Here is a 20,629-nt window from a genome sequence, read left to right as displayed (position 1 = left end):
GCGGGTTTATATCCTAGGCATCAAACCGCGACGGATGAGGCTTTCGGCGACGATGGTTTCGATCAGGTCTTCCTGTTTCCAGCCCATCAGCACCGCAGAGCGGCCATAGACCTTTTCCGACCAGAGGTTGCATTGCAGGTTGACCTCGAGAAGATTGATCTCGCCCGTCGCCTCGTTGAAGCGGAATTCGAAGCGACCAAAATCAAACGGCCGGAAAATCTCCGCGAGCGTCAGCGTCATCGCCTTGATCTTTTCCCAGGCTTCATCGCCTTCGAACGGCACCAGCGTATATTTATGCTCGCGCTCTACAAGATCGCGCTTTTCGGCGTGGGTGCGCAGGTGCGACGGGTCATTCTGCTTGAACAGCATCGGCGGCATCACGAAGGGGGCGTCGTCCTTGGTGATGACCGGCACCTCGACATCGCTGCCATTCATGAACGGTTCGACAATGGCATCATGGCCCTCGGCATGGATGCGCAGCACAGCCTCCTTGACGCCTTCCCAATCATGCGCGTCACCAATGCCCCAACTGGCCGAGCTGTTATTGGGCTTGATCACGAAACGGTTGCCTTTCGGGCAGCGGGCTTCCTCGACAGGCGCGCCCGCGCGGTAGACAGCCCAGTCGCAAGTCGGAACGCCGCGTGCCTTGCCTTCCAGCTTGGTGAGGTGCTTGTCGTCAGCCAGTCCGCGCAGGATCGGATTGGCGCCGAGATAGGGAACGCCGAGGCGCTCGCAGAGCAACGGGCACAGCATCTCCGAATTGAAGAAGCCGCCGCGATTGAGCATTGGCCAGACGAAATCGACGCCCGGATCGGTAAAGAGCGTTTCATAATTGTTGGCCACGCTCAATTTTTCGAAAAGCCCGGTGAGGATCGTCTTCATCTCATAATGATAGGGCGAGTGATTGCCATCGGTGCCGTGCAGGCTGCCATCACCCAGCGCATGCTTGGCGATGAAAAGGATGCGCAGATTTTTGCGGGCATCGGCGGTAAGGCGTGTGGGGTTTGCCATAAGTCGTCCTTCGGCTTTCAAATTTGCCGCCGCTCATAGTCGCTTTGCCGAATTTCGCAATTTCCTAATTGCGGTGCGGCGGCTATACGCCGGGGCCATCAAGGGAAACAAAGGGCCAGTTACGCGCTTATGAATATTTCCGAACTGGCCGACTGGATGACCAGAGGCGGCGACGCGCGCATCGTGCTCGATCCAGCCACCGCGCTGAACCGCTATCACAGCGCCCCCTATCCGCGCGATGTCCTGTCTTTTGCGTCCTCGACCGCGAACGATCTAAGCGCCGATGCCATGGCCTTCCTGGAGACCGAGTTTGCTGAAGGCGCAGGCGCGCTCGAAGCTGGCGATGCTTATGCCTCTTATCTGGATAAGATGCGTGTTCGGATATCGGCGGCGTACAGCCTCCCAGAGGGAGCCGATATTTTCTTCGCGCCTTCGGGCACCGATCTTGAATATGTTGCGTTGCTAGCTGTTGCGGATCGCAAGCCCAATGGCATTGCCAACCTGTTGCTTGGTGCCGACGAGGTCGGTTCGGGCTGTATCCACAGCGCCGCCGGACGCTACTTCGCCAATGAAACCGCGCTGGTTAATGGGGTCAAGCCGGGCGACAGCATAGCTGGCTTTCCGCCAATTGAGATGGGCGACTTTCCGGTACGCAATCCGGAGGGCGAGGCCTTCGACAGCGAGACTTTGGTTGGCCACATGGAAATGGCAATCGCCAACGCGCTGGCCGATGGTCGTTTTCCGCTTGTCCATGTGGTTCACGGCTCGAAAACCGGCCTGGTGCTGCCGCACCTCGACGACATCGATCGATTGAAAGCACGCTTTGCAGGCGATGTCGCCTTCGTCGTCGATGCCTGTCAGGCGCGGATCACGACGCAGGCGATCCATGATTATCTAGCGCGCGGCATTATCGTTTTCCTTACCGGATCTAAGTTCATGGGTGGCCCGCCGTTCAGCGGTTTTGCTTTGCTGCCCGCAGGTGCCGTAAACGCAGCCGCACGGCTTGCTTCGGGGATGGCAACGGTGTTCCGTCGCGCAGAAGTGCCAACTGGGTGGGCGGGCGCAGAGGCTCTTCCTGACAGTGGCAATGCAGGGCTGGCGCTCCGGCTTTCGGCCTCACTGTTTGAGCTGGAGCGGTTTCAGAAATTGAGCATCAATCGGGTAACCCGGGTCGTGTCTGCATTCAATCAGGCGGCCGGAGCGCTGGCTGATCAGTTGCGCGCGCGCAAGGTGGCTGCCACCCCTGCCGAGGATGCCGACGAAGAGATACAACACCCCATCGAGATGCAGACGCTGGTGACGCTTGATCTTTGCCACAACGAGAATGGAGCAGTCAGCCGTACGCTCGACTTTGACAGCGCGGTTGCAATCCACAAGGCGATGACCTCCGACGGAGTGCGTCTTGGCCAACCGGTGCGCTGCGTCAAGCTGCCCGACGGGCGCTGGGGCGCGACTCTGCGCGTTGGCCTGTCGATGCCACAGGTCGTTCGCCTAGATGGCTTAGGCGATGCCGAAATGGCCGCCTGGCTGCAAAGTTCGATGGACCGGATTGCGGGCGCGCTCCAGCCCCGTCTGGATTAGAATCAGGCGGTTCGCAGTCGCTGCAAGAATGCGGCACTTGCATCACGCAAGGTTTGCGCGCGCGACTCCATTTCACGCATGACCTGATGCATTTCATCGGCCACTTCGCCAACGCGCAGGGCGTCTTGATTCACTTCGCGGCTTTGCGTGCGCACTTCTTCGGCATCGCGCGCGGCATGCTCTGCATTGTCACCGATTTCGCGGGTGGCCGCTTGCTGCTGGGTGATGGCAACGGCGATATTGCCCGCACCCTGTTGGACGCGATCAATCTTGTCGACCACTGACTCAACCGTTTGCGCGGTCGATGCCATCTGATTGCGGATATTTTCGACCGTGCCGGTGACCGAGGCGATGGCCTGATGCGTCTGGTTGGCGAGCGATTTCACCTCTTGCGCAACGACGGCAAAGCCACGCCCAGCCTCACCCGCACGCGCAGCTTCGATGGTCGCATTGAGGGCGAGAAGGTTGGTCCGGCTGGCGACATCCTCAATGATGGCAGCAATTTCACCGACCTTGTCGGCATCGCGGGCCAAGGCATCGATGGCAGTGCTGCCGTCACGGCTACTGCCAGTGGCTGCGGTTGCCGCATCGACCTGATCGCTGATCTGATCAGAGATCGCATGGGTGGCATCGCCCAATTGCCGGGCTGCACCTGCGACCATCTGAATGGCGACGCTCATATTTTCAGCCATAACTGCCATTGAGTCTGCTCGGGTTCGGGTCTGCGCGCCGATTTGTACGAGCTGTTGAGCGGATTCACCCACTGATTCGATCGCATTACCGATGGCGTCGACTGTCATAACCACAGACCTTTCGAATTCTACTGCCAACTGGTCCATTTCCGCCTGGCGCTGCGCGTCGGCTTTGGCGCGGGCTTCGGCTTCAAGTGATTCAGATCTTTTGCGTTCGGCCTCTATTTCGATCCGGCGCTGCTGTTCCTGTTCGTAAAAGTCGGCTCGGGCATGGGCAAAGGCATGCGCATCGTCGATGGAGGACAGGAATGACCGCCATTGCCGCATTGCGACGCGGTGCAGCGCGAAGCCGTAAATTGCCGTGGCGACATAGAAATACCACGGCAGTTGTTCGTCCGACAGCAAGGGGCCCATCACCCCGCCTGCAGTCACGATCAGCAGCCAAGCGAACATGGATCGGGGCAGGCACAAAAAGGTCAGCGCGCCAACGCCGATCAAGCCAAAGGCGGTGATCCCCGCCAATACATGATTGATCGTTCCGGGAATGGTCCAAAGATCACAGATAAGCCCCGCCCAAGCGACCGAACCGATGGCAACATATTCGACAAAGCGGTTGCGCAGCTTGAGCAGTCGCAGGCTGTCTTCGTCTGTATCGGGATTATAGACCTTCAACGCCACATGCAGGCGGAAAATCAGGAACTGCGACAGCAACACCATCGGTGCACCCACGATGGCGAAATAGGGGGTCGTCACCGACAGCATCAGGGCTCCGGTTCCAATATAGAACAGAACGGCGGTCAGCATGATGGCGACATTGGCACCGACAGCGGCCTGCAGCTGCGCCTGCAAAATGTTACGATTTTCGCCGCTCGCGCTGCGACGCAGCATTTGCACCTCGCCTTTCAGATCGAGCAAGATTGCAAACAGATCGCGGAAATTGCCGAATTGCACCATGAAAGCGCCTCACACCCAGTTCTGCGACATTCTATCGCAGCAATGTGTAAAGCAGATGTTAACTATGAACGGGCGACTATATGTTTCCTGTTTGGGTGAAATCAACTACGTCTTTGACGACAGGTGCCAAGCTCCGGAATGGTCTAGAGATCGCCATGATAATCCCGCTATGCCCAATTCCGGGATAGAGTTTCTTCACGACAACACCGCGTAACGATTCGACTTTGGCCATCAGCCTTTCACTATTCCGTGGCTTGACTGTCGTATCGGCATCGCCAGTCAGCAATAGCAGCGGCGGGGCATCTCCTCGCGCGAATTGGATGGGTTGGGTGTCGTTCGGCTTCGGCCATTGTCCTAGCGCGATCCTTGCGGCATCGCTGGTAAAGGGATAGAAATCATAAGGCCCTGCCAGCCCGATGACGCCAGCCAATATTGACGGGTCCAGTCCCTCCGCCCTCAACCATTTGCGATCTAGGGTCGCCAGCATGGCGATGTGTGCACCCGCGCTGTGCCCGATCAGGTAAAGGCGCGATGGGTCGGCGCAGCGGCCCGGATTGCGGTGAACATCGGCGATAACGCGTGCCGCATCCTCCACAAAACTGGGGAATCGCCATTGCGGGCTTTTGCGATAGTCAGCGACCACGACATAAAAGCCTTGCTCGGCAAAGGCACGCCCGACAAAGGCATAGCTGTTCTTGTCGCCATCCCGCCAAGAGCCACCGTGAAAGAAAATCAGCGTAGGATACCGGCGCCCTTCGCAGTCCGATTCCATTCCATCCGCGTTTGCCGGATGGTAGACATCATAACGCTGACGCGGATCGTCGCCTGATCCATAGGCAATATCGGTTTCGACCATTGGCTGCGCAGAATCGCCTTTGCCCCAATACCAGCGGTCGGCAAGATCCAGCTGTGCAGGCCCGCCCAGTCGGTAGAACCAGATGCCAAAGGCGAGCACCGCGAGCAACAGAACCGCAAGTAGGATTTTCCCCATGCGGTGACTGTAGCGGTGCATTCCCAAAAGAAAAAGGGCGACCCGAAGGCCGCCCTTTCGAAACCCTGCAAGGACGCAGTAGCGATTAACGCTTCGAGAACTGGAAGCTCTTGCGTGCCTTAGCCTTGCCGTATTTCTTACGCTCGACCGCACGGCTGTCGCGGGTGAGGAAGCCTTCTGCCTTGACCGCGCTGCGCAGCGCAGGTTCGAAACGGGTCAATGCCTGGGCGATACCATGCTTGACTGCACCGGCCTGGCCCGAAAGACCGCCGCCCTTGACGGTAGCGATGATGTCATACTGGCCAACGCGGTCCGTGATGTCGAACGGCTGGTTGATGACAAGACGCAAAGTCGGACGTGCGAAATAAACAGTCTGGTCGCGGCCATTGACCACGATCTTGCCGGTGCCGGGCTTCAGCCAGACGCGGGCAACAGCGTCCTTACGACGGCCGGTTGCATAGCTGCGGCCCTGTGCGTCTATGATTTTCTCACGCAAAGTCGCGGCAGGCGCGGCAGGAGCCACGGTTTCAGCACCCAGCGTTTCGAGATCGGAGAGAGAATTAGCGGTGTCGGACATTATGCACCCACCTTGTTCTTGCGATTCATGGAAGCGATATCGAGCACCTTGGGCTGCTGGCCGTCATGTGGGTGTTCGGTACCGTTGTAGAGGTGCAGGGCACGCATCTGCTGACGACCCAGCGGGCCGCGCGGAACCATGCGCTCGACAGCCTTTTCGAGCACGCGCTCTGGGAAACGGCCTTCGAGAACCTTGGCAGCGGTAACGCCCTTGATGCCGCCGGCATAACCGGTGTGGCGATAATAAACCTTGTCGCCCAGTTTCTTGCCGGTGAACCTTACCTTGTCGGCGTTGATGACAATGACATGGTCACCGCAATCGACGTGCGGGGTGAAGCTCGGCTTGTGCTTGCCGCGCAGGATGTTGGCGATAATCGACGCGACGCGACCGACAACCAGACCGTCGGCATCAATAATATGCCAATCCTTCTGGACGTCCTGCGGGCGGATCGACTTCGTGACTTTGGACAGCGTTTTCATGGCTGCTGTTCGAACCTCCGATAGGGATGGGGTGCTGAAGAGAATCGATTCCTCATCAGCGGACGGGCGCTATTGGCGCGGCAGCCATGAATAGTCAAGCAAATGCGGGTGTTTCGAGGCGGGTAAAATAATACCCTAGTCGGTACATTGTGTCTGCACCCATTGCAAGAAAGGCATGCTCACCTTGTCGACCGGCCAAGACAAGATGGCTGGTGTCTTATAGCTGTGTAGTTGAGCGATCCGTTCGATCGTGCGCTCGGCCATGTCTGCGGTCGTCTTGAAAATCACCGGATGCTCTTCGCTGGTTTCGATGTCGCCATCCCAGCTATAATGGGAGATTGCAGGAGAAAGACGGTTTGCGCACGCAATCAGCCGTTCGTCGAGCAGCTTGCGACAGGCATCATGTGCTTCGCCAGCGCTCGGGAAAAGCGAATAGACCATGACAATTTCATTCATTCCTACCACCCTGTTGAACCGAAAGGCGGTGAGCACCCCAGACGGTGGTGGCAACGACAATCGCGCCGACCGCCTGATGCAGGACCGCCAATATGATGTTCATCCCGGTCATTACCGTGGCGATTCCTAACAAAATCTGTGTGCCAAATGCTGAATGGATCGCAATAGATACCGGCTGCGCTCCGATGTGTTTCAGCCGTCGTGCCATTAGAATAAGGGCCCCGACGGCGATCCACGCCCACCATCGGTGGATGAAATGGGTCAGGAATGGATCATGCGTGAGTGCGAACCAAAGGCCATTGGAACAGTCGACCCCCTCGGGATAGAACTTCCCATTCATCAGCGGCCAGCTGTTCGAAACATAGCCTGCATTCAACCCCGCAACCCAGGCGCCGAACAGCAGCTGGATAAACAGGATAACTAATACAATCAGCGAAAAACCGGCGAGCCGCGCATTGCCAGTGGCTGGCCGAGCGGCCTGTGCCTTCAAATCAAGCGCCGTCCAGATCAGGCCGCCCATGATGAACAAAGCGGTCAGCAGGTGCACGGCGAGGCGGTAGTGGCTGACATCGGTCCGCGCGCTTAATCCTGACGACACCATCCACCAGCCAATGGTTCCCTGCAGTCCGCCCAGTGCGAGCAGCGCCAAAAAACGGGCGTGATAGCCTGTGGGGATCTGGCGCTTGATCCAGTACCATGCCAGCGGCAGCGCAAAGGCAAGGCCGATCACCCGCCCCAACAGCCGGTGCACCCATTCCCAGAAATAGATGAACTTGAATTCGGCCAGCGTCATTCCGGCAGGGCCGTTGATTTCCAGATATTCTGGAATTCTTTTATACTTCTCAAACTCCGAAATCCATTGCGCCTCGTTCAGCGGCGGTAGTGCCCCGGTCACCGGTTTCCATTCGGTAATCGACAGTCCCGATTCGGTCAGGCGTGTAATGCCACCGACGATCACCATCAGAAACACCAGAAAGGCTACGGACATCAACCAGTTGGCCAATTTTTGGGGGGTGGCAGTTGTTCGAGCGACAATAGGATCGACTGAAAGCATGGCGGCGATATGATGGTGTGGCGGCTGCAACGCAAGTCTGCGCTGTGCACATGCAGTTGCAAATTTTTCACCTTTCACACAGCGTCTTACGCGGGAAGAGCCGCGTTTTCCGCACCTTTTGGTAGCCAAAAGGCATAATATATGCCATATACGCAATTAAATAACGCCTAAATGTTGAATAATTTCGCGGTGGCGTTTGCAATTTCGCTTTCTTTGGAGTGATTTATGAGCGGCATCGCTGGCAGCTCGCTTTCAGGCGCGTCCAACGGACAGATCATCGATTTCGAACGTGCCGAGTTGCGGCGCGTCCCCTTTCAGGATTCGCTGTATCTTTGGGTGAGCGGCAAGCTTCCCGGGCCCGGTTTCGAAGTGAAACTGGCGCCGCGCTATTATTACGGGCGCCCCGATTATTGGGATATCGAAGTGGCGGCGGTTACAATCCCGGCCCCAGCCAATGACGTGACCGATAGTGATACTGCGCTCGAATTTGAGCGCTCGGTACCGCTGGCGGGCATCACGGGCATCCGTGGGATCACCGTGATCGGCGCGAATCGGGTCAAACAAATCGAAATTTCCGACGAGTCCGTTTAGGGTCGCAAAACCGTCGGATATGGGGCGGGGGCAGGCCGGTTTGCCTTGCGTGCAAGGCAACTCCTCAACAACGGCCTGCTCCCAAACCCCTCACTCCGCTATTGCGTCCGCAATCGTTGCAGGAGTCAGCAGCTGGGGCAGTTCGCGCGGCTCCCCCTGTGCCGGATAGAACAGATAAAGCGGTACGCCCGACCGCCCGCGGTCGGCGAGAAAGCGTGCTATAGCCGGATCGCGGCGCGTGAAATCGCCCACCATCACTTGGATGCTTTTTTTCCTGAACAACCGGACCGTCTCTTCGCGATTGATGGCTGCGGCCTCATTGACCTTGCAAGTCACACACCAATCGGCGGTAAAGTAGAGGAAGACGGGTTTGCCGGCGTTGCGCAAACCCGACAACCGGTCTGCATCAAATGTGACAGCGCCCGGAAAGGCAGTCTCTTTACCAGAAGAAGTTCTATCCGCGTCCGGCAGACATCGTGTAGCCGCAAGCAAAATTGCGGCACCCCCCAAAAGCAGAATGAGCGGGGCAAGACGCAAGCGGAACTGAGCCCAGCGATAGCCAGCAATCACCACCAGCATCGCCAACAGCGAAGCGATCCCGACCAGCAAACCGTTTTGGTCGGACAGACGCCACATAAGCCACAGCAGGGCGAGGGCAGTCAGCCCCATGGGTATAGCCATGATCATACGAAACCGACTCAACCAGGCTCCGGGTCCTGGCAACAAACGCCGGACAGGCGGGACATAGGCAATCAGCAGAAAGGGCGCGGCTATCCCGAACCCAAGTGCTGTAAATAGCAACATGGCTTCCGATGCTGGTAACAGGATCGCCGCACCCATTGCTGCCGCCATAAATGGTCCGGTGCACGGCGTCGCGACCACAGCCGCTAACACACCGGTCCAGAAAGAGCCTGAGAGGCCGGCGCTACGGGTCAGACCGTCCCCTATAGCCACACCGTTCAGCTCAAACAGGCCCGCAAGGTTCGCAGTTATCGCAACCATCAGAAGCAACAGGCCGAGGACGACAATCGGTTCCTGCAGCTGGAAGGCCCAGCCAATTTCTTCGCCCGCCGCGCGGAGCGATAGCATGATCGCGCCCAACGCCAGGCAGCTTGCGCCCACACCTGCCGTGTAGGCAAGCGCATCGCGACGTGCTTCGCTTTCCTCACCCCCGGCTTTTGCCATTGCGAGCGCCTTGAGGCCAAGTATCGGGAAAACGCAGGGCATCAGGTTGAGAAGCATCCCGCCAAGCAGTGCGCCGAGCAACAGCCAGGGCAAGCCGGGAAGTTGGGGCGCCGAGAGCGCTAGCTTGTCAGTCGCGCCCAGCGTCGGAACGTCTAAGCCGCCTGCGGGAATGTTTCCCGCAACCGAGCTTATCAGTAAACCCTGTTCATTCCCTATGCGCAAAAGTCCTTCAGCTGGACCGGCTTGACCTTGCGCTTCTGTCTCAATCACCAGCCAGTTGCCGATCCGTCGTGCGGTTTGCGGGGCTGCGTAGCGGACTCGATCTGCGGTCAAGGCAAAGAAATAAGGCCGGTCGAGTGGGGCGCTTTCCGGATAGGGTATGGCGATAAGATAGTTCTTGCCGTCAATGGCATAGCGCGCTGGTTGATCGAGTGGCACCGGTATAGCCGCGCGCCATTGATCGAACTGTGTGCGGCTCGCCCGATCGACCACGCCGTCGCCAACTTTGAGCCGCAATGTGAAACGACCCTGCTGAGGCACACAAATTTTATCGGTGCAGGCGAGCCAGTTGGCTGCAACCTCTATCGGCAAAGAGTCGCCCAATTGGGCTGTGCTCGGGATGCTAAGATCAACCAGCACTGCATGTGGCGCTTCATAAACATGGTTCATCAACCCGCCGATCAGTAGCGGTTTCGGCACAGGAAAGTGCAGCTTGCCTGCACTGACCCCTGCAGGAAGATTCCATTCGAGTTGCAGCCCAAGCCCCGCATCGCCGGGATTTTCCCAATAGCCATGCCAGCCTGGCTTGGGTTCAAAAACGAAAGCGAGGGTGACATTGCTTCCCGGTTTCGGCGTTTCGGTTTCGGCCACCAACCTGCCGGGAACATTCAGTTCCTGCGCGATCGACGCTTGCGCGGCCAGCAGCGCAAGGCACAGTAGCAGCCAACGGATCAGGGCAGGCATCAACCGGTAATCGCCTTTACGGCACCAAGAAAGGGCACCATCCCGACCGGTTTGGAAAGATAGGCGCGCGCGCCTGCGCCCAGTATGCGCTCTTCGTCGCCCTTGCCGGCATAGGCGGTCACCGCCAGAACGGGGATAAGCTTCAGGTCAGCCTCGCTTTGCATCGCTTCGATCAGCTCGAGCCCGCTAATGTGCGGCATCTGGATATCCATGATCACAAGGTCGGGCGCAAATTCGCGCATCCGCGCAAAGGCGTCGCGGCCGTCACGCAGTCCTTCAACCTCGTACTGGCTCGCGCGCAGCAGGTCGGTGAACAGTTTGAGGTTCAGCTCATTGTCTTCGACGATCAGAACCTTTTTGCCCACAACATTCCCTTTAGCATTGGCTATTTTGCTGCCTAGGCAGCGCCGTCGCTTTCGCTTAAGCGAAAGCCATGCTCGAAACAAATGCGAAAAGCTTGGGCCAAATTCAAGCCGATCCGGCAATGCTTGCTTTGCGGGCTTTGGGCTGGATCCTGACCGATACCGATCGTGCCTCGAGGATGCTCGCGCTCACCGGGCTCACGCCGAATATATTGCGCCACGATATTTCGGAAAAAGCGACCCTTGCCGCAATATTGGCGTTTCTTGAGGCGCATGAGCCTGATCTGATTGCCGCCGCCGAACATATCGGCGCAACCCCGCAAGCGCTGGTATGCGCCCGAATGGAGCTGGAAGCATGAGCCGCCCTTTGCTGATTTCCGATTGTGACGAGGTGCTGCTGCACATGGTGGTGCCGTTCCGTGACTGGCTCGACGAAGCGCACCACATCCATTTCGATCTGGTTCATGGCGACTGGGGAGAGGCGCTGCGTCACAAACATGATGGCACGCAGGTCGAGCGCGGCCATGTCTGGAACCTGTTGAACGGCTTTTTCCTGACCGAAATGCACCGGCAGCAGCCAATCGACGGCGCCGTTGAGGCCATCAACCGGATAGCCGAACATGCCGATGTCGTGATCCTGACCAATTTGATGGATCACCACAATGAATCGCGTGTCGAACAATTGCGTGCGGTCGGTATCGATGCACCGGTCTATACCAACCAGGGCGGCAAGGGTGAGGCGTTGGCACGCATTGTCGAACGCTATAATCCCAGCGTGGCTGTTTTCGTTGACGATCTTGGCCATCAGCATGAATCGGTGGCTGAAACCCTGCCCGATGTCTGGCGGCTGCAATTTGTTGGCGAACCGATATTATGGCAGCGTGTCCAATCATCGCAATTGGCGCATGCCCGCATTGATCTGTGGCATGAGGCTGAGCATTGGATTACCGATAAACTGCTTGCGGGGAGCCCCGCCCCTAATATTCAGAAAGAACCCGTATGATCGAAGCCCGCCTTGCCGAACTCGGCATCACCCTTCCCGAGCCCGCCGCACCGGTTGCCTCCTATGTGCCGACCGTCGAGACAGGCGGGTTGCTCTATATTTCCGGGCAGGTCTCGTTCGTTGATGGCAAGCTGATGACCGGTAAAGTTGGCGACAGCCGCAGTGAGGAAGAGGGCATATTGGCGGCGCAAGGTTGTGGTCTGATGCTTATCGCGCAGATGAAAAAAGCGCTGGGTTCGCTTGACCGCGTCGAACGCATCGTCAAACTCGGCGCCTTTGTCGCCTCCACCCCTGACTTTACCGGCCAACCCAAGGTCGCAAATGGCGCGTCGGACCTGATGGAGGCCGTCTTCGGCGACGCCGGCAAACATGCGCGCAGTGCCGTGGGCGTTCCCGTCCTGCCACTCGATTCGACGGTGGAGATTGATGCCATAGTGGCGGTAAAGCCCGCCTGAGGAAAAGGATATGGCGGAAGGCGATACGCCCGACGACCCGATCATAGCCCAGATTGCTGAGGGCGTGTCTGCGCTGGATGCCGCGCAATGGGATAGGCTGAACATATCCGCCAACCCTTTTGTAAGCCATGCCTTCCTTGCAGCACTTGAGGAATCAGGCAGCGTCGGCGCGGGAACCGGCTGGTCGCCAGCTCCTATCACAATGCGCGATGCAGCGGGCGACCTTTGCGGCGCGCTTCCTGCCTATCTGAAGTCGCACAGCCAGGGCGAATATGTGTTCGATCATGCCTGGGCCGACGCTTATGAAAGGGCAGGCGGACGCTATTATCCGAAGCTGCAGATAGCGGCACCCTTTTCACCAGTTCCTGGCCCGCGCCTGCTCGCGCGCGATGATCAAACGGCGCTCAAACTTCTTCGAGCCGCCGAAAGCGTGGTGGTGCAAAATGGCCTGTCGTCGGCGCACGCCACATTTGTCGATGAAAGCCAGCTCGATCTGTTCCGCAAGGCAGGGTGGCTGATCCGGTCGGGAACCCAATTCCATTGGGCGAATGACGGCTATTCAAGTGTCGATGATTTCATGGCGACGCTTGCTTCGCGCAAGCGGCGGGCGATCCGCAAGGAAAGGGCAGCGGCGCAATTGGCGGTCGACATTCAGATATTGCGCGGTGACCAGATGTTGCCCGCCCATTGGGATATGTTCTGGGTCTTCTATCAGGATACTGGTGCGCGCAAATGGGGGCGGCCTTATCTGACGCGGGCCTTTTTCGATTTGATCGCTGAAAGCATGAGCGACAGCATCGTCCTTTTCCTTGCACATCGGGGCGGCCAGCCAGTTGCAGGTGCGCTCAACCTGCTCGGCCCTGATTGCCTCTATGGCCGCTATTGGGGATGTGTCGAAGACATCCCCTTCCTGCATTTCGAGCTGTGCTATTATCAGGCAATCGACTTCGCGATTGCCCATGGCTTGGCCAGGGTCGAAGCGGGCGCGCAGGGTGAGCATAAACTGGCGCGCGGCTATTTGCCGGTGACAACATGGTCGGCGCATTTTATCGCCGATCCGGGCTTCCGCTCAGCTATCGAGGATTTTCTGGTACGTGAACGTCGCGCTGTGGATCGAGAGCAGGAATTTCTGGCCGAACTGGGGCCGTTCAAGCGCGGTTAGCGGATTAGCTCGCCGCCCTTCATAACATGGTCGACTGCCTCCAGTGCGGCAATGTCGGCGAGCGGATCCGCCTTCACCGCCACCAGATCAGCGAAGCGGCCCGGGGATATGCTGCCCAGCTCATGCTCCTTGCCCAACAGCTCGGCGGCGCGGATGGTGGCCGATTGGATCGCCTGCATTGGCGTCATCCCGTAGCGCACCATATAGCGGAATTGCCGCCCGTTGACCCCGTGCGGATAGACACCGCTGTCGGTGCCATAAGCAATTTTGACGCCCATTTTTACCGCTTTGGCAAAGCCTGCGCGCTGGACGTCGGTGGTTTCGCGATTCTTGCGCAGATATTCCTCGGGCCAGCCCTCTTTGGTGCCGATATCGTCGATATAGTCGCCATTATAGATATCCATCACCAGCCATGTGCCCTTGGCCTTGGCGAGCTTGAGCGCTGCATCGTCGATAAGGCTGGCATGCTCGATCGAGCGGACTCCGGCGGCAATCGCATTTTTGATTCCTTGAGCGCCATGGGCATGGGCGGTCACATAGACGCCACGCTTGGCGGCGGTATCGACCACTGCCTTCATTTCTGCGACACTCAATTCGGGTTCACCGGGTTCGGTGCCGATGGCGAGGACCGCGCCGGTCGCAATGAGCTTCAGGAAATCGGCACCCTCCTCGATGAAATATTCGGCATTGGTCGCCGCCTGCTCGGGCCCGATCGAGACGCCATAGCGCATATCCTCGGGCAGTTTTTCATTGTCGATGACGCCGTTGAGTTCGCCACCGCCGCCGGGCTTGGTGATATAGCCACCGGCGACAAACATGCGCGGTCCCGGCACGCGGCGAAGGTTGATCGCGTCCTTCAACGCAACATCGGCAAGCCCGCGATAGGTGCCGACATCGCGGACTGTGGTGAATCCCGCCATAAGCGTGTCGTGCGCATTTTTAGCGCCAATCAGCGCAGTGGCTGCAGGGGAAGTTTTGAGCGGCAACGCCAGATCAGCGCTTTGTCCTGCATCGGCAAGGTGGGTGTGCAAGTCCATCAGGCCGGGAAGCACGGTATAGGCAGTCCAGTCGATCGTCCGGATGCTGTCGGGTTGCGGCTTGCACGGCTCGACGGCCGAAATCTTCTCGCCCGCAATGGCGATGCAATGGCCGGTTAGCAATTTACCACCGGCAACATCGACAATGCGGCCCGCGATTACATATCGATCAACGGCAGGCGCATCCTGTGCGCTAACGGGTAAAGTAAGAATTGCGGCTGTGGCGGCCAGCGCCAGCAATGCAGGAAGGCGCATCAGCCCTTCTTGGTGATGCGTTCGATTTCGCGCGCAACCATTGCCTCGACGATACCGGGCAGATTGGTGTCAAGCCATTCCTTGAGCATCGGCTTCATCAATTCGCGGGTCAGGCCTTCAAGCGAAGTCTCGCCCGAGCGGACGATCTGCGGCGCTACGCCGGGTTCGGAAAGCGTCTGCAGCACCGAAAAGCTCTGGCGCAGGCTCTGCGCCTTGCTGTCATCGAGCAGTTCTTCGTCGCGCTCATCGGAAGCGGCCTCGGTCAGTTCGAGGACATCTTCGCCTTCGCTTTCGTCGCGGCTTGTATCGCGAGCAGGACGGCGCGAGTTGATGGCGCGCGAACGGTCTTCATCGGCGATGATCTTCTTGATCGAAGACAGGATCGCTTCCATCGATGGTTCGTTCCGATCAGTCGCCATGTGCCAACGCCCCTAAATGCCCCACTGATTCCCTTAATATTTGGGAAGCGGTTCTATTTCTGCCTTTTGGGCTTGCGTGTCAACCGTGCGAGTGGCCTTGGCGGTGGGGTCTGGTTTGGAGTTCCAATCGAACCAGCTGCCTTTGACCGAGTTATATTCGGCAACCGGGTCATAGAGCGGGCCACCTTCAAGGCCCAGATCGCGCGCTTCCGCCCGGCCCATCGCGGCTAGTAGTGAGAAGCCTGCAACATAGGCGTTGCGGCGTGCAGTGACGAGCTGGACCTTGCTGTTGAGCAGCTCCTGCTCGGCGTTCAAAATGTCGAGAATGGTCCGGTTTCCAACGCTATTCTCGGCGCGCGTGCCTTCGAGCGACAGCTCGTTTGCCGACACTGCGCGTTCAGATGCGGCAATCACATCTTGTGAAGCCTTCCAGCTTGCATAGGCCGCGCGGGTCTGGGCTATCGCTTCGCGTTCGGCGGCTATTTCCTGCTCGATTGCCTGCCCCATCCGTGCCTGTGCCTGGCGGATCTGGGCTGCAGGCTGGCCACCCTGATAGAGCGGCAATGTTGCACGCACGCCGACCTGTGCCGAGGTCGATGTCTTGTCGAATGGAGCCAAAGTCCCCGAATCAATGGTGCCGAAATTGTTCGAATAGCTGCCCGAGCCAAAACCGGTCACCTGCGGCAGGCGGCTGGCTTCGGCTCCCTTGCGGTCAAAGCGCGCGGCTTCGCGCAATTCTTTCGATGCAATCAGGTCCGGATTATTCTCCAGCGCCACCGAAACTGCCGCATCGGGCGATTCGGGCAAATTGGGAAGCGGCGGCGGCGCTTCGAGATTTTCCGGAGCCTTGCCGACCAATTGGATATAGATTTCCTTCGAACGAATAAGATTCGCGCGCGCGGCTTCCATGCTGCTGGTAGCGAGCGCTAGCCTGGCCTCGGACTGCGCTACATCGGTGCGGGTTAGATCGCCAATTTCGAACCGGTCGCGCGTGGCTTCCAGATTGACCTGCAGTACACCGACCTGCGCGCGGTTGAGCTCAACAATCGCCTCGTCGCGGATCACATCCATATAGGTGCCGACCACCGCCGAGAAAATCGCGCTCTCGGTTGCGCGCAATCCGGCAATCCCGGCCTCGACCCGGTTCTCGGCTGCGCGCACCGCATTTTTGACAGCGCCGCCCAGATACAGCGGCACCGTCACGTCAGCCCGCCCGTTCAGCGTCCGGTCTGGGGTGAAGTTGGTGCCATCCGAACGCGGAAACAGCTCGGTATAAGTGGCGCTGGTGAGCACATCAGGACGACCATTGGCCTTGGCAATCGGAACCGCCTCGTTCACCGCCTTCTGGCCCTCGCGCGCACCCGTCAGCGTCGGATTGCTCTGATAAGCCTCGGCCAACGCCTCACGCAAAGTGTCTGCATTGGCAGGCGTAGCCATTGCTAGCGCAGCGGTCGCAGCGAGCATGAGCGCACGAACTGTGCCCTTGTTGTTAATCAAAACACGAATTCCTTAGCGCGTTCAAAGCCGGGCAATGCGGTAATTTCAATGTCGGCCAAAGCGCGCAAGGCAACATGTCCGCCATGTTTGGTGCCGCTGGCAAGGCGACGAACCGGCCCTTCTGCCAAACCGGAGACGATCCGGCCACCTTCTGCCAACTGGGCTTCGATGGCGGCGGGCAGCTGCTCGATCGCCCCATCGATGATGATAACATTAAAAGGCGCGTCCTTGCGGGCACCTTCGTCGAGGCTGCCTTCAACGAGGTTGAGCCCTGCGACATTCGCGCGGGCGGTCTTTGCCAGGTCGGCATCCGATTCGACCGCAACCAGCTTTCCGGCGCGACCCGATAGCAAAGCCGCCATATAACCCGTCCCCGCGCCGATCAGCAGGACGGTGTCGTCTCCGGCAACATCGGCCGCCTGCAACATCTCTGCGGTTGCAAGCGGAGGGTTGAGCATGCGGCCATTGCTAAGCGGAACCGAACGGTCGAGATAGGCAAAGGCCTCTTTGCCCGCAGGCAGGAAATTTTCGCGCGGCAATTCACCCATCGCTTTCAAGATCCACGCGGCGGTAATACCGTTTGTACGAAGCTGGCTGTCGATCATGTGCCGACGGTTGGTTTCCGATTGCGCTGACTGCATAAGACTTTCCGCTGCCGCTATATTCTTGGCTCGATGGGTTTTGGCACAGCTGTGTTGCCAATGCAATACAGCCTTTCATTTCCCTTCTAGTCAGCGCGAACGCAAAGTCCAAGCCGCTTTCGGACAAACGGCCGATTTTGCCATGCAGGCAACTTCGCTTTGTTTCCCGCCTGTTGCCAATAGGTCGCGAATCGGATTGCAAAGCACAATTTCAGCGGCTAGGGACGCGCTCCTGCACCACATGTGACGTTTTTCTGTCGCAGCGCGAGGCCCGATGGCGGAGTGGTGACGCAGAGGACTGCAAATCCTTGCACGCCGGTTCGATTCCGGCTCGGGCCTCCAAGCATATTGTCTCTAAATTGCGGAATTGGGTCTCCGGCTGGAATGCCGCGGGTTTCGGCGAGTATCTGCATCCAGTTCTGCATTTATTTGGTCTCTAGCCGGCAAAAACAGGGGTGAAAACCGGCCAGAATTGGCCAGAGTCTCTGCGCGGAATTTGGCTGTGACGGTTTCGGTAGAGGCGTTGGTAGCAGTTGCAGATATTTTGAAGTTTGGGGGGCGAACCGTCAGAAGCTGTCATTTGTCAACGTGAATGCCATGACAGCTATTGGCCGGTTGGCGGCATTCGATTTATTGAGAACGAGCCCGTCCCGATTGAGAATCGTGACATTCGAACGTCAGCGAAAGGCAGCTTCATTGGACAGTGCCAACAGTCCGGTTTCGGAGCACAGCTGGGATAAGCCGCAATACGTTCACGGCACCGGACCAAGTCCGCTTTGCGCCCAATACGGGTCATTGATAATCACGTATCTGTAAGCCAGTGCAGGATGCTTACCTCTCTGCCACTTTCTCCAATTCGTTATCCTAAACCGGCACACTGATCCGCGCACGAATTTCCTTGCGCAGCACCTTGCCGACCGGGCTGCGGGGCAGTTCGGGCCAGAAGAAAACGTGCTTGGGCGTTTTCACGCCGCCCAGCCGGGGCCGACAATAATCGATCAGATCCTGTTCCGAAACAGCGGCGCCGGGTTTGAGTTCGACCACGACGGTCACCGCTTCGCCCCAATCGGCGTCGGACAGGCCGATCACGCCGCAATCGGCCACGGTGGGGTGGCTGTTGACCACCTGTTCGACTTCGGCCGGATAGACGTTGAAGCCGCCGGTGATGATCAGGTCCTTCTTGCGATCGACGATGTGCAGGAAGCCATCGCCATCGACAAAACCAATGTCGCCCGTGTGGATCAGGCCATCGCGCAGCACTTCGGCGGTGGCGCTGTCGTTGCGGTAATAGCCGGTCATGGCCAGATCACTCTGCACGCAGATCTCGCCGGGGATGCCGTCTGGCAGGATGGCGCCATCGTCGCCCTTGATCACCACCCGCGTGCCAATCGAGGGCCGGCCGCAGGCCGACAGGCGGGCATCATCGGCCAGGCGGCCATCGACGAAATGGTCTTCCGGCCGCATAAATGTGATGAAGCTGTGGCACTCAGTCTGGCCATAGCATTGCGCCATCACCGGGCCGAACAGGGTAAGGGCCTGTTTCAGCCGGCTGACCGACATCGGCGCGGCGCCGTAGATGAAGTGGCGCAGGCTGGAGAAGTCGCGAGTCTCGGCACCTGGCAGATCGAGTAGGCGATAGATGACGGTGGGTGGCAGGAAGGTCGTTGTCACACGCTGTTCGGCGATCAGGTCGATGAAGCGTGGCAGATCGGGGCGGGCCATCATCACGATGGTGCCGCCTTGCGCGACGATAGGCATGGCGAGCATTCCCGCCGCATGCGTAAGCGGCGTGGCGGCGAGCAGCACCGGTGCCGGGTGGGGCATTTCGGCGAGATATTTCTCGACAAAGGCAAACACGGCGCGATGGCTGAGCAGTACGCCCTTGGGCTCACCCGTGGTGCCGCCGGTCTGGCCGACATAGGCGGCATCGGTGAGCGCGGCCAGGGCGCGCGGCGGCTGGGCTTCGTGCCCGGCGATGAACTGTTCCAGCGTGGGATCACCGCTGCACGGCGTGCCCAATGCAACGAACAACGCCACCTTGGGCAGCGAATCGCGGATCTCCGCCACCACGGCCGCCATTGCGCTGTGATAGAACAGCACGCGGACATCGACGAGGTTGAGCGCGCTGGCGATCGCCGGTGCCGGGTTGTGCGGATTGGCCGGCACATAGGCCATGCCGGCGCCGAAAATGCCGAAGGCAGCGGTAAAAGCGACCGGGTCATTGGGGCTGAGCACGGCGGCATGGCTGCCCGGGCCGAAGCCAGCGGTGCCCAGGGCGGCAGCGATGCGCTGCGCCAGGCCGAGCGCCTGTGCATAGCTGGTTTCGACACCGTCAAACACCGCGAACGGGCGGCCATCGCAGCGCTTTGCGCCGCGTTCGAGCAGGGTGAAGATGGACATGGCTTTAGTTCCCGAGGTTGGCGAGGACGGTGCGCATCATGTCGGCCTGGCCCCGTTTGGCAGCGTTCGATAGCCCGGCAGTGAGGCCGCCATCGACGACCAGATCCTGCCCGGTGACATAGGAGGATTCATCACTGGCGAAGAAAACGGCGGCGGCGGCGATATCATCCCCGTTGCCGGCGCGGCCGACGGGCATGGCCTTCGCAAAAACGCCCTGCAACGCGGCCAGCGCGCGGTCCTGGTGGGCGGGCTGGATGCCCAGCGATTGCAGGAAGATTGGTGTGGGGATGGCGCCCGGCGATACCGTGTTCACACGGATGCCGTAATCAGCCAGTTCCAGCGCCATGCAGCGGGTGAAATGGCAAACCGCTGCCTTCAATGCGCTGTACAGCGAAGGCGAACTGTTGGCGCGGTGTGCCGCCGTCGAGCCGTTGTTGAGAATGGAGCCGCCGCCCTGCGCCTCCATCACCGTGGCAACGTGCTTGGTGACTAGCACAACACTACCAAAGATTGCCATGGACGCGCTGGCAATCTCCTCGGCCGGCAGCGCCGTGACCGGGGTGTCGCGCAAGGCCGGGGCGGCGTTGTTGAACAGAAAATCGATCCGCCCGCCGCCGAGGTCCTCCGCGGCTTTGACCAGCGCGATGACGTCGGTCTCATCGGTCACATCGGCGCGCAGGAAGCGGGCGCCCGGGCCGATCTCGGCGGCGACAGCTGCGCCAGCTTCGCTGGAGCGGCCGCAGAATAGCACTTTTGCGCCTTCGGCGACAAAGCGCCGGACGACGTCGACGCCCATGCCCGATGTCGCCCCGGTGATGAGGGCCGTCTTGCCTGCCAGTCGCTGTGTCATGATACCCGTTCCCT

General features: G+C 59.2%; 21 protein-coding genes and 1 tRNA gene. 7 read left to right on the top strand and 15 right to left on the bottom strand.

All coding sequences use genetic code 11. The features are described 5' to 3' along the window. Positions 1–6 precede the first annotated feature (6 nt). Entirely contained in the window at positions 7–1,011 is a 1,005-nt protein-coding gene (locus DXH95_RS10905) for a D-alanine--D-alanine ligase family protein (protein ID WP_115549583.1), read from the bottom strand. Positions 1,012–1,140: 129 nt separating this feature from the next. Between DXH95_RS10905 and DXH95_RS10900 the strand changes: the two genes are divergently transcribed. Further along, positions 1,141–2,592, top strand: a complete 1,452-nt coding sequence (locus tag DXH95_RS10900; protein ID WP_115549582.1) for a hypothetical protein — start codon at positions 1,141–1,143, stop codon at positions 2,590–2,592. Positions 2,593–2,594: 2 nt separating this feature from the next. Here DXH95_RS10900 and DXH95_RS10895 read toward each other — a convergent pair whose 3' ends face one another. The 6 genes from DXH95_RS10895 to DXH95_RS10870 all read right to left on the bottom strand — a co-directional run bounded on the left by DXH95_RS10895 (position 2,595) and on the right by DXH95_RS10870 (position 7,795). Then, the gene (locus tag DXH95_RS10895; protein ID WP_115549581.1) at positions 2,595–4,238 is read right to left on the bottom strand and encodes a methyl-accepting chemotaxis protein; all 1,644 of its coding nucleotides are present in this window, start codon (positions 4,236–4,238) and stop codon (positions 2,595–2,597) included. A gap of 76 nt (positions 4,239–4,314) precedes the next feature. Further along, positions 4,315–5,229, bottom strand: a complete 915-nt coding sequence (locus tag DXH95_RS10890; protein WP_181883650.1) for an alpha/beta hydrolase — start codon at positions 5,227–5,229, stop codon at positions 4,315–4,317. An 85-nt stretch (positions 5,230–5,314) separates the two neighbouring features. Further along, positions 5,315–5,806: a 30S ribosomal protein S9 gene (rpsI, locus tag DXH95_RS10885; RefSeq protein ID WP_115549579.1), complete on the bottom strand. Its 492-nt coding sequence runs from the start codon at positions 5,804–5,806 to the stop codon at positions 5,315–5,317. Beyond that, positions 5,806–6,285: a 50S ribosomal protein L13 gene (gene rplM / locus DXH95_RS10880; protein WP_115549578.1), complete on the bottom strand. Its 480-nt coding sequence runs from the start codon at positions 6,283–6,285 to the stop codon at positions 5,806–5,808. The genes rpsI and rplM overlap by 1 nt, the downstream gene beginning before the upstream one ends. A gap of 135 nt (positions 6,286–6,420) precedes the next feature. Then, entirely contained in the window at positions 6,421–6,741 is a 321-nt protein-coding gene (gene cutA / locus DXH95_RS10875) for a divalent-cation tolerance protein CutA (protein ID WP_115549577.1), read from the bottom strand. After that, positions 6,734–7,795, bottom strand: coding sequence for a COX15/CtaA family protein (locus tag DXH95_RS10870; protein WP_115549576.1), 1,062 nt, complete (start codon positions 7,793–7,795; stop codon positions 6,734–6,736). Before DXH95_RS10870 ends, cutA begins: the two co-directional genes overlap by 8 nt. Positions 7,796–8,020: 225 nt before the next feature. Between DXH95_RS10870 and DXH95_RS10865 the strand changes: the two genes are divergently transcribed. Further along, entirely contained in the window at positions 8,021–8,386 is a 366-nt protein-coding gene (locus tag DXH95_RS10865) for a hypothetical protein (protein WP_115549575.1), read from the top strand. 90 nt (positions 8,387–8,476) lie between these two features. On the opposite strand, the gene DXH95_RS10860 is transcribed toward DXH95_RS10865, so the two are convergent. Both DXH95_RS10860 and DXH95_RS10855 read right to left on the bottom strand, forming a co-directional pair. Next, positions 8,477–10,534: a protein-disulfide reductase DsbD family protein gene (locus DXH95_RS10860; RefSeq protein WP_115549574.1), complete on the bottom strand. Its 2,058-nt coding sequence runs from the start codon at positions 10,532–10,534 to the stop codon at positions 8,477–8,479. Beyond that, positions 10,534–10,899 carry a response regulator gene (locus DXH95_RS10855; protein WP_115549573.1) on the bottom strand — a complete coding sequence of 122 codons (366 nt, stop codon included), beginning with the start codon at positions 10,897–10,899 and terminating at the stop codon, positions 10,534–10,536. Before DXH95_RS10855 ends, DXH95_RS10860 begins: the two co-directional genes overlap by 1 nt. A gap of 68 nt (positions 10,900–10,967) precedes the next feature. Here DXH95_RS10855 and DXH95_RS10850 point away from each other — a divergent pair, with 68 nt between their 5' ends. The 4 genes from DXH95_RS10850 to DXH95_RS10835 are packed head-to-tail and all read left to right on the top strand — an operon-like array spanning position 10,968 to position 13,516. Next, the gene (locus DXH95_RS10850) at positions 10,968–11,255 is read left to right on the top strand and encodes a DUF3572 family protein (protein WP_115549572.1); all 288 of its coding nucleotides are present in this window, start codon (positions 10,968–10,970) and stop codon (positions 11,253–11,255) included. Next, positions 11,252–11,899, top strand: coding sequence for an HAD family hydrolase (locus tag DXH95_RS10845; RefSeq protein WP_115549571.1), 648 nt, complete (start codon positions 11,252–11,254; stop codon positions 11,897–11,899). Before DXH95_RS10850 ends, DXH95_RS10845 begins: the two co-directional genes overlap by 4 nt. Continuing rightward, a complete protein-coding gene (locus tag DXH95_RS10840) occupies positions 11,896–12,354 on the top strand; it encodes a RidA family protein (RefSeq protein WP_115549570.1) in 459 nt (152 codons plus the stop codon). Before DXH95_RS10845 ends, DXH95_RS10840 begins: the two co-directional genes overlap by 4 nt. A gap of 10 nt (positions 12,355–12,364) precedes the next feature. Then, positions 12,365–13,516: a GNAT family N-acetyltransferase gene (locus DXH95_RS10835; protein ID WP_115549569.1), complete on the top strand. Its 1,152-nt coding sequence runs from the start codon at positions 12,365–12,367 to the stop codon at positions 13,514–13,516. Here DXH95_RS10835 and DXH95_RS10830 read toward each other — a convergent pair. Genes DXH95_RS10830 through DXH95_RS10815 form a run of 4 tightly spaced genes read right to left on the bottom strand, consistent with a single transcriptional unit; the run spans position 13,513 to position 17,365 of the window. After that, on the bottom strand, positions 13,513–14,808 hold the full coding sequence (locus DXH95_RS10830) for a Xaa-Pro dipeptidase (protein ID WP_115549568.1): 1,296 nt from the start codon (positions 14,806–14,808) through the stop codon (positions 13,513–13,515). The genes DXH95_RS10835 and DXH95_RS10830 overlap by 4 nt on opposite strands. Further along, a complete protein-coding gene (locus DXH95_RS10825) occupies positions 14,808–15,227 on the bottom strand; it encodes a DUF2497 domain-containing protein (RefSeq protein WP_115549567.1) in 420 nt (139 codons plus the stop codon). The genes DXH95_RS10830 and DXH95_RS10825 overlap by 1 nt, the downstream gene beginning before the upstream one ends. Before the next feature lie 33 nt (positions 15,228–15,260). After that, positions 15,261–16,691: a TolC family outer membrane protein gene (locus DXH95_RS10820; protein ID WP_181883689.1), complete on the bottom strand. Its 1,431-nt coding sequence runs from the start codon at positions 16,689–16,691 to the stop codon at positions 15,261–15,263. A 29-nt stretch (positions 16,692–16,720) separates the two neighbouring features. After that, complete coding sequence (locus tag DXH95_RS10815; protein ID WP_115549566.1) at positions 16,721–17,365, bottom strand: protein-L-isoaspartate O-methyltransferase family protein; 645 nt, start codon at positions 17,363–17,365, stop codon at positions 16,721–16,723. Between the two features lie 268 nt (positions 17,366–17,633). Between DXH95_RS10815 and DXH95_RS10810 the strand changes: the two genes are divergently transcribed. Next, positions 17,634–17,707, top strand: a tRNA-Cys gene (locus DXH95_RS10810). Between the two features lie 522 nt (positions 17,708–18,229). Here DXH95_RS10810 and DXH95_RS10805 read toward each other — a convergent pair. Both DXH95_RS10805 and DXH95_RS10800 read right to left on the bottom strand, forming a co-directional pair. After that, entirely contained in the window at positions 18,230–19,765 is a 1,536-nt protein-coding gene (locus tag DXH95_RS10805) for a class I adenylate-forming enzyme family protein (protein WP_115549565.1), read from the bottom strand. A gap of 4 nt (positions 19,766–19,769) precedes the next feature. Then, a complete protein-coding gene (locus DXH95_RS10800) occupies positions 19,770–20,615 on the bottom strand; it encodes an SDR family NAD(P)-dependent oxidoreductase (RefSeq protein WP_115549564.1) in 846 nt (281 codons plus the stop codon). Positions 20,616–20,629 lie beyond the last annotated feature (14 nt).

It is taken from the genome of Sphingorhabdus pulchriflava (assembly GCF_003367235.1).
GTDB classification, from domain to species: Bacteria; Pseudomonadota; Alphaproteobacteria; order Sphingomonadales; family Sphingomonadaceae; genus Sphingorhabdus_B; species Sphingorhabdus_B pulchriflava.
The sequence above is the reverse complement of the archived record's forward strand: the minus strand, read 5'-3'. Positions and strand labels throughout refer to the sequence as shown.

Bases quoted from the DNA above. Each gene is read 5' to 3' on its own strand.
- DXH95_RS10905 (WP_115549583.1), bottom strand. From the start codon at position 1,011: ATGGCAAACCCCACACGCCTTACCGCCGATGCCCGCAAAAATCTGCGC.
- DXH95_RS10900 (WP_115549582.1), top strand. From the start codon at position 1,141: ATGAATATTTCCGAACTGGCCGACTGGATGACCAGAGGCGGCGACGCG.
- DXH95_RS10895 (WP_115549581.1), bottom strand. From the start codon at position 4,238: ATGGTGCAATTCGGCAATTTCCGCGATCTGTTTGCAATCTTGCTCGAT.
- DXH95_RS10890 (WP_181883650.1), bottom strand. From the start codon at position 5,229: ATGGGGAAAATCCTACTTGCGGTTCTGTTGCTCGCGGTGCTCGCCTTT.
- rpsI (WP_115549579.1), bottom strand. From the start codon at position 5,806: ATGTCCGACACCGCTAATTCTCTCTCCGATCTCGAAACGCTGGGTGCT.
- rplM (WP_115549578.1), bottom strand. From the start codon at position 6,285: ATGAAAACGCTGTCCAAAGTCACGAAGTCGATCCGCCCGCAGGACGTC.
- cutA (WP_115549577.1), bottom strand. From the start codon at position 6,741: ATGAATGAAATTGTCATGGTCTATTCGCTTTTCCCGAGCGCTGGCGAA.
- DXH95_RS10870 (WP_115549576.1), bottom strand. From the start codon at position 7,795: ATGCTTTCAGTCGATCCTATTGTCGCTCGAACAACTGCCACCCCCCAA.
- DXH95_RS10865 (WP_115549575.1), top strand. From the start codon at position 8,021: ATGAGCGGCATCGCTGGCAGCTCGCTTTCAGGCGCGTCCAACGGACAG.
- DXH95_RS10860 (WP_115549574.1), bottom strand. From the start codon at position 10,534: ATGCCTGCCCTGATCCGTTGGCTGCTACTGTGCCTTGCGCTGCTGGCC.
- DXH95_RS10850 (WP_115549572.1), top strand. From the start codon at position 10,968: ATGCTCGAAACAAATGCGAAAAGCTTGGGCCAAATTCAAGCCGATCCG.
- DXH95_RS10845 (WP_115549571.1), top strand. From the start codon at position 11,252: ATGAGCCGCCCTTTGCTGATTTCCGATTGTGACGAGGTGCTGCTGCAC.
- DXH95_RS10840 (WP_115549570.1), top strand. From the start codon at position 11,896: ATGATCGAAGCCCGCCTTGCCGAACTCGGCATCACCCTTCCCGAGCCC.
- DXH95_RS10835 (WP_115549569.1), top strand. From the start codon at position 12,365: ATGGCGGAAGGCGATACGCCCGACGACCCGATCATAGCCCAGATTGCT.
- DXH95_RS10830 (WP_115549568.1), bottom strand. From the start codon at position 14,808: ATGCGCCTTCCTGCATTGCTGGCGCTGGCCGCCACAGCCGCAATTCTT.
- DXH95_RS10825 (WP_115549567.1), bottom strand. From the start codon at position 15,227: ATGGCGACTGATCGGAACGAACCATCGATGGAAGCGATCCTGTCTTCG.
- DXH95_RS10820 (WP_181883689.1), bottom strand. From the start codon at position 16,691: ATGCTCGCTGCGACCGCTGCGCTAGCAATGGCTACGCCTGCCAATGCA.
- DXH95_RS10815 (WP_115549566.1), bottom strand. From the start codon at position 17,365: ATGCAGTCAGCGCAATCGGAAACCAACCGTCGGCACATGATCGACAGC.
- DXH95_RS10805 (WP_115549565.1), bottom strand. From the start codon at position 19,765: ATGTCCATCTTCACCCTGCTCGAACGCGGCGCAAAGCGCTGCGATGGC.
- DXH95_RS10800 (WP_115549564.1), bottom strand. From the start codon at position 20,615: ATGACACAGCGACTGGCAGGCAAGACGGCCCTCATCACCGGGGCGACA.